The organism is Burkholderia sp. AU45388 (assembly GCF_030481585.1).
Lineage (GTDB): Bacteria > Pseudomonadota > Gammaproteobacteria > Burkholderiales > Burkholderiaceae > Burkholderia > Burkholderia sola.
Map to the genome: position 1 here is coordinate 44,635 of NZ_JAUJPV010000025.1, position 13,119 is coordinate 57,753.

At 69.4% G+C, this 13,119-nt stretch carries 13 protein-coding genes; 6 read left to right on the forward strand and 7 right to left on the reverse strand.

From position 1 onward, the window contains the following. Positions 1-3 precede the first annotated feature (3 nt). Genes fliI through fliF form a run of 4 tightly spaced genes read right to left on the reverse strand, consistent with a single transcriptional unit; the run spans position 4 to position 4,963 of the window. Positions 4-1,545 (reverse strand): flagellar protein export ATPase FliI, encoded by a 1,542-nt coding sequence (gene fliI, locus QZM72_RS29505; protein WP_301739829.1) that lies wholly within the window; start codon positions 1,543-1,545, stop codon positions 4-6. After that, positions 1,539-2,222, reverse strand: a complete 684-nt coding sequence (gene fliH / locus QZM72_RS29510) for a flagellar assembly protein FliH (protein WP_089468705.1) — start codon at positions 2,220-2,222, stop codon at positions 1,539-1,541. Before fliH ends, fliI begins: the two co-directional genes overlap by 7 nt. Further along, a complete protein-coding gene (gene fliG / locus QZM72_RS29515; RefSeq protein WP_050014223.1) occupies positions 2,215-3,210 on the reverse strand; it encodes a flagellar motor switch protein FliG in 996 nt (331 codons plus the stop codon). The genes fliH and fliG overlap by 8 nt, the downstream gene beginning before the upstream one ends. After that, complete coding sequence (gene fliF / locus QZM72_RS29520; RefSeq protein WP_301739830.1) at positions 3,200-4,963, reverse strand: flagellar basal-body MS-ring/collar protein FliF; 1,764 nt, start codon at positions 4,961-4,963, stop codon at positions 3,200-3,202. Before fliF ends, fliG begins: the two co-directional genes overlap by 11 nt. Positions 4,964-5,211: 248 nt before the next feature. Between fliF and fliE the strand changes: the two genes are divergently transcribed. The 6 genes from fliE (at position 5,212) to QZM72_RS29550 (ending at position 9,359) form a co-directional block, all read left to right on the forward strand. Next, the gene (fliE, locus tag QZM72_RS29525) at positions 5,212-5,556 is read left to right on the forward strand and encodes a flagellar hook-basal body complex protein FliE (RefSeq protein ID WP_006486991.1); all 345 of its coding nucleotides are present in this window, start codon (positions 5,212-5,214) and stop codon (positions 5,554-5,556) included. A 238-nt stretch (positions 5,557-5,794) separates the two neighbouring features. Next, the gene (gene fliS, locus QZM72_RS29530) at positions 5,795-6,229 is read left to right on the forward strand and encodes a flagellar export chaperone FliS (RefSeq protein ID WP_089468702.1); all 435 of its coding nucleotides are present in this window, start codon (positions 5,795-5,797) and stop codon (positions 6,227-6,229) included. Continuing rightward, on the forward strand, positions 6,226-6,558 hold the full coding sequence (locus QZM72_RS29535) for a flagellar protein FliT (protein WP_089468701.1): 333 nt from the start codon (positions 6,226-6,228) through the stop codon (positions 6,556-6,558). The genes fliS and QZM72_RS29535 overlap by 4 nt, the downstream gene beginning before the upstream one ends. Before the next feature lie 127 nt (positions 6,559-6,685). Then, a complete protein-coding gene (locus QZM72_RS29540; RefSeq protein WP_301739831.1) occupies positions 6,686-8,041 on the forward strand; it encodes a flagellar hook-length control protein FliK in 1,356 nt (451 codons plus the stop codon). Beyond that, positions 8,038-8,355: an EscU/YscU/HrcU family type III secretion system export apparatus switch protein gene (locus QZM72_RS29545; RefSeq protein WP_301739832.1), complete on the forward strand. Its 318-nt coding sequence runs from the start codon at positions 8,038-8,040 to the stop codon at positions 8,353-8,355. The genes QZM72_RS29540 and QZM72_RS29545 overlap by 4 nt, the downstream gene beginning before the upstream one ends. Positions 8,356-8,624: 269 nt before the next feature. Beyond that, complete coding sequence (locus QZM72_RS29550) at positions 8,625-9,359, forward strand: PepSY-associated TM helix domain-containing protein (protein WP_301739833.1); 735 nt, start codon at positions 8,625-8,627, stop codon at positions 9,357-9,359. A 64-nt stretch (positions 9,360-9,423) separates the two neighbouring features. On the opposite strand, the gene QZM72_RS29555 is transcribed toward QZM72_RS29550, so the two are convergent. From QZM72_RS29555 to QZM72_RS29565, 3 genes are all read right to left on the reverse strand, one after another. Further along, complete coding sequence (locus QZM72_RS29555; RefSeq protein WP_089468806.1) at positions 9,424-10,449, reverse strand: XdhC family protein; 1,026 nt, start codon at positions 10,447-10,449, stop codon at positions 9,424-9,426. A 209-nt stretch (positions 10,450-10,658) separates the two neighbouring features. Further along, entirely contained in the window at positions 10,659-11,162 is a 504-nt protein-coding gene (locus QZM72_RS29560) for a hypothetical protein (RefSeq protein ID WP_089468698.1), read from the reverse strand. 543 nt (positions 11,163-11,705) lie between these two features. Continuing rightward, the gene (locus QZM72_RS29565; protein WP_089468697.1) at positions 11,706-13,112 is read right to left on the reverse strand and encodes an amino acid permease; all 1,407 of its coding nucleotides are present in this window, start codon (positions 13,110-13,112) and stop codon (positions 11,706-11,708) included. Positions 13,113-13,119 lie beyond the last annotated feature (7 nt).

Here is a 13,119-nt window from a genome sequence, read left to right on the forward strand (position 1 = left end):
GGATCAGCCTCCGTAAGCGTCGAACAGCGCATCGAGCGCAGTGAGGCTCGATGCGAACGGCGCGCATTCGCGAAAGCCCTGCTGCAGGAACGCCTCGATGCGCGGGTAGAGCGCGATCGCGCGGTCGAGTTGCGCGTCGCGGCCGGGTGCGTACGCGCCGACCGCGATCAGGTCGCGGTTGCGCTGGTAGCGCGACAGCATCTGCTTGAACTGCCGCACGTGGTCGAGATGCGTTTCGTCGATCAGCGCGGTCATCGCGCGGCTGATCGACGCCTCGATGTCGATCGCGGGATAGTGGCCGGCCTCGGCGAGCGCACGCGACAGCACGATGTGGCCGTCGAGGATCGCGCGCGCCGAATCGGCGATCGGATCCTGCTGGTCGTCGCCTTCGGTCAGCACCGTGTAGAACGCGGTGATCGAGCCGCCGCCTTCGGGCCCGTTGCCGGTGCGCTCGACGAGCGCGGGCAGCTTCGCGAACACCGACGGCGGATAACCCTTCGTCGCGGGCGGCTCGCCGATCGCCAGCGCGATCTCGCGCTGCGCCATCGCGTAGCGCGTCAGCGAATCCATCAGCAGCAGCACGTGCTTGCCCTGGTCGCGGAAATACTCGGCGAGCGACGTCGCGTACGCGGCGCCCTGCATCCGCAACAGCGGTGACACGTCGGCCGGCGCCGCGACGACGACCGAGCGCGCGAGCCCGTCCTCGCCGAGGATCTGTTCGATGAATTCCTTCACTTCGCGGCCGCGTTCGCCGATCAGGCCGATCACGATCACTTCCGCGCTCGTGTAGCGCGCCATCGTGCCGAGCAGCACCGACTTGCCGACGCCGGAGCCCGCGAACAGGCCCATCCGCTGGCCGCGGCCGACGGTGAGCAGCGCGTTGATCGCGCGCACGCCGACGTCGAGCGCGTGGTGGATCGGTTCGCGGTCGAGCGGGTTGATCGACGGCGCCGACAGCGGCGCATCGACTTTCGACGCGAGCGGGCCGAGGCCGTCGAGCGGGCGCCCCGACGCGTCGACGACGCGCCCGAGCATTTCCCAGCCGACCGGCAGCCGCTTCGCGCCCGCGAGCGGATCGGTGACCGGCGCGCTTTCGCGCGGCCACACGCGTGCGCCGGGCAGCACGCCGGCGACGTCGGTGGTCGGCATCAGGAACAGGCGGTCGCCGGCGAAGCCGACGACTTCGGCTTCCGCGTGCGTCAGCGTGCTGCCGGGCGGCAGTTCGATCGTGCATTCGGCGCCGACCGACAGGCGCAGCCCGATCGCCTCGAGCACGAGGCCGGCCGCGCGCGTGAGGCGCCCGCACGGCCGCAGCGGCAGTGCGTGGTGGCTGCGCGCGGCGAGCCCGTTCAGGTGCGTGCGCCAGTGGGCGAGATGCGGGTTGTGCGGCGCGCGCGGGACGGCGGCGGCCGAGGCTGCCCCACGCGGCGTGGCGCCATCCGCGGCATCGGACGCGGCCGCCGGCCCGAACGACGCGAGCGCGAGCTCGCGTTCGAGCGGCGTCATGCCGTCGTGCGCGAGCGCGTCGGGCGAGCGCGTCACCATGTGCTCACCTTGCCGATCGCGGCGGCGACGCGCTGCCAGCGCGTGGGCAGCGTCGCGTCGACCTCGCCGGTCGCGGCGTGCGCGCGGCAGCCGCCGCGCTCGATCGACGCGTCGGTACGCACGTTCCAGCCGAGCGTATCGAGGTCGTCCTGCAGATACGCTTCGACGACGGGCAGGTCGGCCGGATTCACCGCGAGATGCGGCGCGCCGGACAGCGCAGGTTCGGCCGCGAGCACGTCGCGCACGGCGGCGACCAGCGCGGCCGGGTCGTGCTTCACGTGCTGGCGCACGACCTGTTGCGCGATGTCGAGCGCGAGCTGCGCGAGGTCGGACGCGAGATCGTGTTCGACCGCCGACACGGCTTCGCGGAACGACGCGGCGAGCGTCGCGAGCTGCGCGGCCTGTTCGCGTGCGTCGGCCTGGCCGGCCTCGAAACCCTGGGCGCGGCCCTGCTCGAAACCGGCCTGGTAGCCGAGCGCCTGGCCTTCGACGTGGCCGGCCGCATGGCCTTCGGCGTGCGCGGCGTCGCGCACGCGCTGCAGTTCCTCGGCGAGCGCGGCGGCGGCGGCGGCCGCGTCGTCGGGCGGCGGCGGGGGCGGCGGCGGGTCGAACGACGCCATCTCCCACCGCTGGTAAGCGGTGAGGGTGCCCACGCGATCGCTCGCCGAATCAGACATACGCGTCTTCCGCCTTGCCGCCGATCGCGATCGCGCCGCTCTCGGCCAGGTTGCGCACGATCTGCAGGATGCGGCGCTGCTGCGTCTCGACGTCGGACACGCGTACCGGGCCGCGCGCGTCGAGATCCTCGGCGAGCAGTTCGGCCGCGCGTTGCGACATGTTCGCGAGGAACTTCTGGCGCAGCGCGGGCGGCGCGCCCTTCAGCGCGATGATCAGCGTTTCCGACTCGACTTCCTTGAGGATCATCTGGATCGCGCGATCCTCGAGGTCGAGCAGGTTCTCGAACACGAACATCTGGTCGATGATCTTCTGCGCGAGATCGGCGTCGTACTGGCGCACGCTTTCGAGCACGCCTTCCTCGTGCACGCTCGTCATGAAGTTCAGGATCTCGGCCGCGGTGCGGATGCCGCCCATCGGGCTGCGCTTCAGGTTGTCGCTGCCGGACAGCAGGCCCGTCAGCACGTCGTCGAGCTCGCGCAGCGCGGCCGGCTGGATGCCGTCGAGCGTCGCGATCCGCAGCAGCACGTCGTTACGCAGCCGTTCGGTGAAGCACGACGCGATTTCGGACGCCTGGTCGCGGTCGAGGTGCACGAGGATCGTCGCGATGATCTGCGGATGCTCGTTCTTGATCAGTTCGGCCACCGCGGCCGAATCCATCCACTTGAGACCCTCGATGCCGCTCGTGTCGCTGCCCTGCAGGATGCGGTCGATCAGCACGCCGGCCTTGTCCTCGCCGAGCGCCTTCGTCAGCACCGAGCGGATGTACTCGTTCGAATCGAGCGACAGCGCGGTGTGCTGCTCGGCTTCCTTCACGAACTCCTGCAGCACGTCCTCGACCTGCTCGCGCGTGACGTTCTTCAGCGCGGCCATCGCCACGCCGATCTTCTGGACCTCGCGCGGCGCGAGGAACTTGAATACCTGCGCGGCTTCTTCCTCGCCGATCGACATCAGCAGCAGCGCGCTCTTGGTCAAGCCTTCAGCGTTCATCGGACACCCAGTTCTTCACGACGGTGGCGACGATCTTCGGATCCTGGCGAGCGATCGTGCGCGCGTAGTCGAGGTTGCGTTCGTAGCGGTTCTTCTCGTTTTCGAAGCCGAGCAGCAGCGGATCGGGTTCGTCGGCGGCCTTCTCCAGCGCGGGCAGGCCGTCGAGCGCCACCGTGTCTTCCGGCGCCGCGAGCGCCGGCGCGGCCGGCTCGGGCGGCGGGAACGCGCGGCGCATCGCCGGGCGCACGAACATGAAGTAGAGCGCCGCCGCGGCCGCCGCGATGCCGAGCCACTTCGCGGCTTCCTTCGCCATCGCGATCATGTCGGGCTGGCGCCACCACGGCAGGTCGGCGTACGGGTCGCTCACGGTCGAGAACGCGCTGTTCACGACGTTGACCGAGTCGCCGCGCTTCGCGTCGTAGCCCATCGCATCCTTCACGAGCTGTTCGACCTGCGCGAGTTTCGCGGGCGGCAGCGGCTGCATCGTCACGTGGCCCTTCGCGTCGGCGACCGGCTGGTAGTTGACGACGACCGCGACCGACAGCCGCTTCACGCTGCCCATCGGCTGTTCGGTATGGCGGATCGTCTTGTCGAGCTCGTAGTTGGTCGTCTGGTCCTTGCGGTCGCTGATCGGCGTGGTCTGCGGCGCGTTCTGACCGTTGCCGGCGACGATCGGCGCGGAAGCCGGCTGCGGCGGCGTGTTCGACAGCGCGCCCGGCACGCCCGACGCGCCGCCCTGCGCGAGTTCGGTCGAGCTGCTGGTCTGCTGGCTGCGGATCGCGGATTGCTGCGGATTGCCGTTCGGGCCGTAGCTTTCCGACGTCTGCTCGATTTTCGAGAAATCGAGATCCGCGCTGACCTGCGAGCGTGCGTTGCCGGCGCCGAAGATCGGCGCGAGGATCGCGTCGATGCGCTTCTGCGTGTTGTGCTCGACCTGCTGCACGTACTTGAGCTGGCTCGCGTCGAGGCCGGACGCGGATGCGGTCTGGGTCAGCAGGTTGCCGTCCTGGTCGACGATCGTCACGTTCTTGGCCGGCATGTCGGGCACGCCGGACGACACCATCCGCGTGATCGCCTGCACCTGGCCCTCGTCGAGCACGCGGCCCGGATAGAGGTCGACGAACACCGACGCGCTCGGCGCTTCCTTGTCGCGCACGAACACCGACGGCTTCGGGATCGCGAGATGCACGCGCGCGCTGCGCACGGCGTTGATCGATTCGATGGTGCGCTGCAGCTCGCCTTCGAGCGCGCGCTGGTAGTTGATCTGCTCGGCGAACTGGCTGATGCCGAATTTCTGGTTGTCCATCAGCTCGAAGCCGACCGAGCCGCCCTTCGGCAGCCCCATCGCGGCGAGCTTCAGGCGCGTTTCGTGCACCTGGTTCGACGGCACGAGGATCGCGCCGCCGGCATCGGCGAACTTGTAGGGAACGTTTGCCTGCTGGAGCGCGGCGATGATCGCGCCGCCGTCGCGGTCCGACAGGTTGCTGTACAGCACGCGGTAGTCGGGCGCCCGGCTCCACAGCACGAGCGCGGTGATCGCGGCGATCGCGAACGCGACGGCGATCACGAACGGCAGCTTGGGGTTGCCCTTCATCCGCGAGATGCCGGGAATGCGTTCGGCGAAGCCGCCCAGCCCGAAGTCCGCGCCTGCGCCGCCCGCGCCCGGCAACGCGGCGGCCGCGGCGGCGCCTGGCGCCGGGCTGAGGCCCGCGCGGGCGTCTGGGTTGATCAGCGAGTTGGCCTGCGAATCCATGCGTCGAGTTTCTCCGGAGCGGGACGACTGAGCTCGCTCGGACGAGCGGGCGGACAATGACACGATGCGATTATCGTGACCCGCGGCGCACTCCGATCGACCGAAAAGAGCGGGGTTTCCCCCGTACTTTCGCGGCTTTGACGCGCGCCGCGCTGCTATCCTTTTTCGCGATCCGGCATGGTGCGCGTGGTGCGGCGCCGGCGGGTCGCCCGGTGCGTCCGGGTCTCTTCTCTATGTCTGGGGACAGCATGACTGCGAACGTCAGCGGAATCGGTTCGGTGTTGCAACAGATGCAGTCGATGGCCGCGCAGGCGTCCGGCGGCGTCGCGAGCCCGACGGCGGCGCTGGCCGGCTCGGGCGCGGCGACGGCCGGCACGTTCGCGAGCGCGATGAAGGCGTCGCTCGACAAGATCAGCGGCGACCAGCAGCACGCGCTGGGCGAGGCGAAGGCGTTCGAGGTCGGCGCGCCGAACATCTCGCTGAACGACGTGATGGTCGACATGCAGAAAGCCAACATCGGCTTCCAGTTCGGGCTCCAGGTCCGCAACAAGCTAGTGAGCGCTTACAACGACATCATGCAGATGTCGGTTTGAGCGGCCATCCGGCGACGGGCATCCGGGGGCGGGCATTCGGGGACGGCTAACGGCGACGGGCATCCAGAGACGGTTCCAGGCTTGCACGACGGGGCCGGCGAACCGGCATCGGACGCCGGCGCGGCGCCCGCGCACCTAAAGCTTTCCAAATCCCTTCCGATAACTCCGGTGAAAGCCGCACCGTGCGACGCACGGCGGCGGCTCCCGACTAGCCAAGGCAAATAACAAGGAGAAGCGCATGTTTTCCCCAGGACACGCTGGAGCCAATGCGTATGCGCGTGTCGGCGTCGAGACCGGGGTGATGGGCGCCTCCCCGCACCGGCTGATCGCGATGCTGTACCAGGGCGCGCGGCAGGCGATCGCGCTGGCGCGCATGCATTTGCAGCAGGACAACGTCGCCGGGCGCGGCGAAGCGATCGGCAAGGCGATCCGGATCGTCGAGAGCGGCCTGCAGGCGTCGCTGAACCGCGACGCGGGCGGCGAGATCGCCGAACGGCTCAATGCGCTGTATGCGTATATCGGCCGGCGGCTGCTGGAAGCGAACGCGCAGGCGAGCGACGCGATGCTGGTCGAGGTCGACGGCTTGCTCGCGACGCTCGAGGAAGCATGGACGGGCATCGCCCCGGAAGTCGCGCGGATGGCCGCGCAACAGGTAGCGGAAGCAACACGATGAATCACAAGGCCGAATACTTCGAGCGTTACGAGGCGCTCGCCGCCGTGTCGGGCCGGATGCTGTGCGCCGCGCGCGGCGCCGACTGGAACGCGTTGCCGGAGTTGCAGGCCGAATTCATGCAACTCGTCGACGGGTTGAAGCAGGCCGATCCGGGCGTCGTGCTCGACGAATCGGATCTCGGCCGCAAGCTCGACCTGATCCGTCGCATCCTGGCCGACGACGCCGCGATCCGCGATCTCGCGAGCCCGGACGTCGCGCGGCTGTCCGCGCTGTTCGAGGCGCGGCGCTCGACCCAGGTATTGACCGATCTCTATCGCGCGCGCGGGTAGGGCCGTTCGCCGGGAAACCGGCGCGAGGCATCCGGCGCCGCACGCGGCGCGCGCTGTTCCCGTGCGCGGCACCGGCGTGCCGCGCACGGATTCGCAACCCGTTGGCTGAGCTGAGCAGGCCCCGATCATGACCGGTATCGACTCCGTTGCGGCCGCGCTGCTGGCGAGCCGCCTCGACAGCCTGCTGACCGGCACCGTGGCGGCGCCCGCCGGCGGCGGCGCGACCGCGCAGGTCGGCACGCCGGGCGCCGGCGCGTCGTCCCCGCCGCCGGCCGGCAGCCCGCCCGCCGCCCCCCCGGCTTCCACGCAGACCGCGCTGTCCGAGGTCGGACGCGTGCTCGACGCGATCTCGCGCTCGGGCGGCGACGCGACGCCGGCGATCGTCGGCCGGCTCCCGCTGCTCGCCGATCCCGCCGTGCTGCTCGCCGATACGCCGGTGCCGGCGCGCGCGCCGGCTGCGCCCGGTCCCGCAGCGTCGTCCACGCCGGCTGCCGATCCGGCATCGTCCGCCACGGCGGTGCGCGAAGCGGCCGGGCCGCCGCCGGTCGCGGCGTTGCGCGCGGCGTTGGCGCAGGCCGTGAGCGAAAGCGGCCTCTTCTACGAATCCCATCTCGCGCAGTGGCTGGCCGGCCAACGTCCGCTCGCGGCGCTCATGCGCGAGCCGCAGGCACGCCTCGCCACCGCGCTCGCGCCGGCCGACCCGGCAGCCGTCCCGCATGAACCGACCGACGTGCTCGACGAACTGCTCGCGCAGCGCCCGCCGCCGCTGCCGGCCGCCGCGCGGGCCAGCGCGCCACCGCCGGCCCAGGGCGGCGCTCCTGCGCGCGACCCGGGGCAGGCCCCACCGGCCGCGACCCGGCCGGGCGCGTCGTTGCCGCCCGATACCGCCGATCCGCTGGCCGCGCACGCCGATACGCGCTGGACGCCCGCGCGCGCCGAGCTGGCCGCCGCATCGTCCGATCCGCAGGCGCAGCCGCTCGCGACCGTGCATCCGGCCGCCGTGCCGCTCGTTCGGCAGCAGCTCGATGCGCTCGCGACCGACCAGTTTCGCTGGACCGGCGAGGCGTGGCCCGGCGCGCGGCTCGACTGGACGATCGAACCGGACGACCCGGGCCACCGCGCACCGCGCGGCGGCGGCGACGACACGGGCGACGGCATCGCGTGGCGCACGCGCCTCACGTTGACGCTGCCGTCGCTCGGCACGGTCGATGCGGAACTGGTGCTGAACGGCGCGCAGCTCCTCGCCCGGCTGCGGGCGAACCAGACGGGCGCCGATCGCCTCACGCGCCACGAAGCCGCGCTGCGGCAGCGGCTCGAAGGCTCGGGGCTCAAGGTGGGCGGGCTGTCGATCCGCGCGGTCGACGACGGGCCGGACGGCTTCGACCTGTTCGCCGCGCAGACGGCCGCCGCCGCGTATGCGCGCGGCGCGGCCGGCGGCCCCGACGCGCGGGTGCCGGGCGACGATGACGAGGCGCTGCGATGAGCGTGACGTCCCGCAAGCGCGCGGCCGCGCTCGTCTACGACCCGAAAGGCGGCGATGCGGCGCCCCGCGTGGTCGCGAAGGGCTATGGCGTGCTCGCCGAGATGATCGTCGCGCGTGCGCACGATGCGGGGCTGTACGTGCACACGGCGCCGGAGATGGTGTCGCTGCTGATGCAGGTCGATCTCGACGACCGGATTCCGCCGCAGCTCTATCAGGCGGTTGCCGACCTGCTCGCGTGGCTGTACGCGCTCGATCGCACCGAGCCCGCGCCGGACGCCGCCGCGCCGCGTTTCCCGTTGCCGCCGTTGCGCTGAACGGCCTGCCGCCGGGTGGCTTCCGACGGACGGCCGTCCGTGGTCGGCGGGATCATTCGGTCGACATGTTGCGTCTATCGGTCGCCATCGGGTCGCAATGCATCCTTTTTTCCGCGTTCGTGCGCGGCGTGCGTCCTGCCGGTCCGTACGCGCACGGATTGAGCCGCCTTCCGATTTATGTAATGATATCCATTCTCATTTTCATGTTGCCCGGGCGGCGCGCATTTCCTGCGCGCCGCCCGTCGTTTTGAACGAATGGATACCTTCGCGTGAACGCGCCCGAAACGATCGACCCGCCCAAGACGGGCATGCCGCGCGGCGGCGTCACCGTGCTGCACCCGGCGGGCCGCCCGCTGAACGACGACGAGCTGGCCGCGCGCCGCCGGCGCTCGCGCCGCGCGACCTTCATCAAGTGGCTGCGCAAGGTGCACGGCTGGGTCGGGCTGTGGGGCGCGGTGCTCGGGTTGCTGTTCGGCGTGACCGGCGTGGTGCTGAACCACCGCGCGCCGCCGCTGAAGATCTCGACCGGCGAGCCGCAGGTCGAGGAGATGCAGATCGCGCTGCCGGATCCGGTGCCGAAGACGCCCGCCGCGATGACGAAGTGGCTGCAGCAGGAGCTGCATTTCGACGGCAAGCCGGGCCGCATGCGCAAGGAGCCCGCGCAGGCCGTCGCGTGGGGCGACAAGCGCGTGATGCAGCCCGAGCACTGGCAATTCGGCGTGTTCGGGCCGCACCAGAACCTGCAGGGCGAATACTGGGTCGGCAACGGCTACGTGTCGGTGAAGCGCACGGGCAACACGTTCCTGACGACGCTGAACAACCTGCATCGCGGCGTCGGGATGAATCTCGGCTGGGTGCTGCTGATGGATACGATCGCCGGCTCGCTGATCCTGCTGTCGCTGACGGGCGTGCTGCTGTGGACCGAGCTGAACAAGCGCCGCACGGTCGGCGTCGTGCTGGTGGTCGGTTCGGTCGCCGCCGCGCTGGCTGCCGGCCTGACCTGATCGACGTTCGCGCCGGCCGCGGCCTGCGCCCGACGGCGAGCGCGCGGCCGCCCGCCGCCGTGGGTCAGAGGCCGCAGGCCGCGCCGCTGTTCGCCGCGATTTCGCGCGCGGCCTTCGCGCCTTCGACCTGCAGGATCGTCGGCAGCGACACGTTGTTCTTCGCGGCGGTGATCTCGGCGAGGATCGAGATCGCGATTTCCGGCGGCGTCCGGCTGCCGATGTAGATGCCGGCCGGCCCGTGCAGCCGCGCCAGTTCCACTTCGCTCAGATCGAATTCGCGCAGCCGCTCGCGCCGCGCCGCGTTGTTGCGCCGCGAGCCGAGCGCGCCCACGTAGAACGCGGGCGTCTTCAGCGCCTCCATCAGCGCGAGATCGTCCAGCTTCGGGTCGTGCGTGAGCGCGATCACGGCCGAACGCGCATCGAGCTTCATGTCGAGCACCGTATCGTCGGGCATCGTATGCACGACGCGCGTGCCCGGCACGTCCCACGCATCCGTGTATTCGTCGCGCGGATCGCATACCGTCACCTGGTAGTCGAGCCCGACCGCGATCTGGCACAGGTAGCGCGACAACTGGCCGGCGCCGATCACGAGCATCCGGTAGCGCGGCCCGTGGATCGTCACGAGCCGTTCGCCGTCGAACGCGAGCCCGTCGGTCGCCTGCGCGGGCGACAGCGACGCGCGGCCGGTCGCGAGCGTCATCGTGCGCGTGACGAGGCGGCCGGCCTCGACTTCCGCGCACAGCGCGGCGACGCCGCTGTCGCGCGTGAGCGGTTCGAGCACGAGCTGGATCGTGCCGCCGCACGGCAAGCCGAAGCGGTGCGCTTCCTCGGCCGTCACGCCGTACTTGAGCGCTTCCGGGCGCGCATCGGCCGCGATGCCGCTCGCGTGCACGCGGGCGATCAGGTCGTCCTCGATGCATCCGCCGGACACCGAGCCGACCACCAGGCCGTCCTCGCGCACCGCGAGCATCGCGCCTTCGGGGCGCGGCGACGAGCCCCACGTCTTCACGACCGTCACGAGCAGCACGCGACGCCCTTCTTCGAGCCAGCGCGCACTGGATTTCAATACATCGAGATCGACGCTTTCCATCATCTTCTTCCTGTTGCCGGGCGACACCGCCGATGCGGGCCGCCGTTCGATGGCGCGATTATGAACCGGCCGGGGCAAGCGTGCAGGCGACGGGGAAGAGGCAAGACGGGGAAGGGCGCGGCGCGGCGGCAAGGAAGGCGGGCAGCGCGGCTCGTGACGGGGCGGTCGGCAGGCGCCGGGCGGATGCATCCGCCCGGCGGGGCGATGCGTCAGAGCGAGCCCAGGTACTGCGTCAGGTTGCGGATGTTGGTGTCATACGCGCTCGGCGAGCCAAGCTCGACGCCGCCGCTGCGCACGTAGTACTCGAACGGCACGGAGCGGGTGCCGAAGAACGGCAGGAAGTTGTCCGGCTGCAGCGTCGTGCCGTTCAGGCCGATCGCCCAGTTCCTCGACTTGTACAGCTCGAGCTCGCGGATCGTCGCCTGGACGAGGTTCGTCTCCGATGCGCGAATCGCGTTGATGTGCTGCGTCAGCGTTTCGATATTCGCCTGGTACGCGCTCGGCTCCCCGACCGAGACGCCACGCGCGCGGACGTAGTAGCTGAACGGCAGGTTGCGCTCGGTGAAGAACGTCAGGAAACCGTCCGGTGCCAGCGTATCCCCGTTCAGCCCGATCGCCCAGTTCTTGCTCTGATAATCCTTGAGCCCCGTAATCGTCTGGTTGGTCGCGCTGATTTCGACCTTCGCCGTGACGTTGACCAATGTATTGCTCATGAAAGACCTCTCAGGTTTTTGTTGAACTTCGGACAGGTGCAGCGACATGCCTCCGGATGGAGGCAATTCAATACCAGCGACCGGATTTATCCGGTTTTATTTTTTAATTAAAAAGGTTCTGAAAAATTCGCTTGTGAACGTGCAATGAATTTCCGTTTGATGAAAAGACGCTTCGATTGAATCGATTGCATCGCGTTGCGCCCGCTGCGGCGCAGAACCCCGTCTGATCGGGGCTGGGCGAGGAACGCGGCCAGCCGACTGAATACTAGTTTGGCCGATGCAAGAGTTCAATGCTGGGCGCGATATTATTTTCTTCTATTTATATTCAATTCAATGACATTTTTGATCGATCGATTTTTCGATCGAAATCGAATATACCGGCATTCGAAAAACGGCAAATGGAAATCGGAATTGACGCGCGGATCGTTGCAGGAAAGGCAACGTGGCGTGATGCGTGAAACAGAAGAAGGGATGGCGAGCGGGGCCGGTAACCGGCCCCGCGGGTGCGCACCGTGCCGCGTGCCGCGTGCGGCACGGCGGCGATCAGTGCGCGTCGGGGTGGCCGTGCGCGAGCTTCGAGTGGTGCCGCGAGTACAGGAAGTAGATCACGAGGCCGATCACGAGCCAGATGCCGAACGCGGCCCACGTGACGGGCTGCAGGTTCAGCATCAGGAACAGGCACGACGCGACCGCGAGGATCGGCACCACGGGCACGCCCGGGCAGCGGAACGCGCGCGGCAGCTCCGGGTGCGTGCGACGCAGCACGAGCACGGCGATCGACACCATCGAGAACGCCGCGAGCGTGCCGATGTTGATCAGCTCGGCGAGCACGTTGAGCGGCACGAGCGCGGCGATCAGCCCGAAGAACAGGCCGACCAGCCAGGTCGTCAGGAACGGCGTCGCAAAACGCGGATGCACGCGCGACAGCGCGGCCGGCAGCAGCCCGTCGCGCGACATCGCGAAGATCACACGCGTCTGGCCGTAGCTCATCACGAGGATCACGGTCAGCATGCCGAGCACCGCGCCCAGATCGATGAAGCCCGCGACCCATTTCTCGCCGGCGACCTGCAGCGCGTACGAGATCGGGTGCGAGATGTTCGCGTACTGGGCCGACGGCACGATGCCGGTCGCGACCGCGGCGACCGTCACGTACAGCACCGCGCACACCGCGAGCGACGCGATGATGCCGATCGGCAGATCGCGCTTCGGGTTCTTCACTTCCTCGGCCGCCGACGACACCGCGTCGAAGCCGATGAACGCGAAGAACATCACGGCGGCCGCGCCGAACACGCCGTTCCAGCCGTGCGGCATGAACGGCTTCCAGTTCGCGGGCGTCACGTGGAACAGGCCGACCGCGATCACGAGCAGCACGACCGACACCTTGATGAACACCATGATGTTGTTGATGCGGGTCGATTCGCGGATGCCGATCGACAGCAGCGTCGTGATCACGATCATCACGAGGAAGGCGGGCAGGTTGAACCACGTGGTGACGCCCGGCATCGCGCCGGGCGCGGCCGTCAGCACGGTCGGCAGCGACAGCCCGAAGCCCTGCAGCAGCGATTGCAGGTAGCCCGACCAGCCGACCGACACGGCAGACGACGCGAGGCCGTACTCGAGCATCAGGTCCCAGCCGATGATCCACGCGACGAGCTCGCCGAGCGTCGCGTACGAATACGTGTAGATCGAGCCGGCGACGGGGATCGACGACGCGAACTCCGCGTACGACAAGGCGGCCAGGCCGCACGCGATCGCGGCGATCACGAACGACAGCATCAGTGCGGGGCCGGCCTGCACGGCGCCGGTGCCGGTCAGCACGAAAATGCCAGTGCCGATGATCGCGCCGATGCCGAGGAACGTGAGGTCGATCGCGCCGAGCGCTTTCTTGAGCCCGGCGGCTTGCGCGCCGGCGATCATGCGATCGACGTTTTTCTTGCGGAAGAGAGACATTGCGGAT

Bases quoted from the DNA above. Each gene is read 5' to 3' on its own strand.
- fliI (WP_301739829.1), bottom strand. From the start codon at position 1,545: ATGGTGACGCGCTCGCCCGACGCGCTCGCGCACGACGGCATGACGCCG.
- fliH (WP_089468705.1), bottom strand. From the start codon at position 2,222: ATGTCTGATTCGGCGAGCGATCGCGTGGGCACCCTCACCGCTTACCAG.
- fliG (WP_050014223.1), bottom strand. From the start codon at position 3,210: ATGAACGCTGAAGGCTTGACCAAGAGCGCGCTGCTGCTGATGTCGATC.
- fliF (WP_301739830.1), bottom strand. From the start codon at position 4,963: ATGGATTCGCAGGCCAACTCGCTGATCAACCCAGACGCCCGCGCGGGC.
- fliE (WP_006486991.1), top strand. From the start codon at position 5,212: ATGACTGCGAACGTCAGCGGAATCGGTTCGGTGTTGCAACAGATGCAG.
- fliS (WP_089468702.1), top strand. From the start codon at position 5,795: ATGTTTTCCCCAGGACACGCTGGAGCCAATGCGTATGCGCGTGTCGGC.
- QZM72_RS29535 (WP_089468701.1), top strand. From the start codon at position 6,226: ATGAATCACAAGGCCGAATACTTCGAGCGTTACGAGGCGCTCGCCGCC.
- QZM72_RS29540 (WP_301739831.1), top strand. From the start codon at position 6,686: ATGACCGGTATCGACTCCGTTGCGGCCGCGCTGCTGGCGAGCCGCCTC.
- QZM72_RS29545 (WP_301739832.1), top strand. From the start codon at position 8,038: ATGAGCGTGACGTCCCGCAAGCGCGCGGCCGCGCTCGTCTACGACCCG.
- QZM72_RS29555 (WP_089468806.1), bottom strand. From the start codon at position 10,449: ATGGAAAGCGTCGATCTCGATGTATTGAAATCCAGTGCGCGCTGGCTC.
- QZM72_RS29560 (WP_089468698.1), bottom strand. From the start codon at position 11,162: ATGAGCAATACATTGGTCAACGTCACGGCGAAGGTCGAAATCAGCGCG.
- QZM72_RS29565 (WP_089468697.1), bottom strand. From the start codon at position 13,112: ATGTCTCTCTTCCGCAAGAAAAACGTCGATCGCATGATCGCCGGCGCG.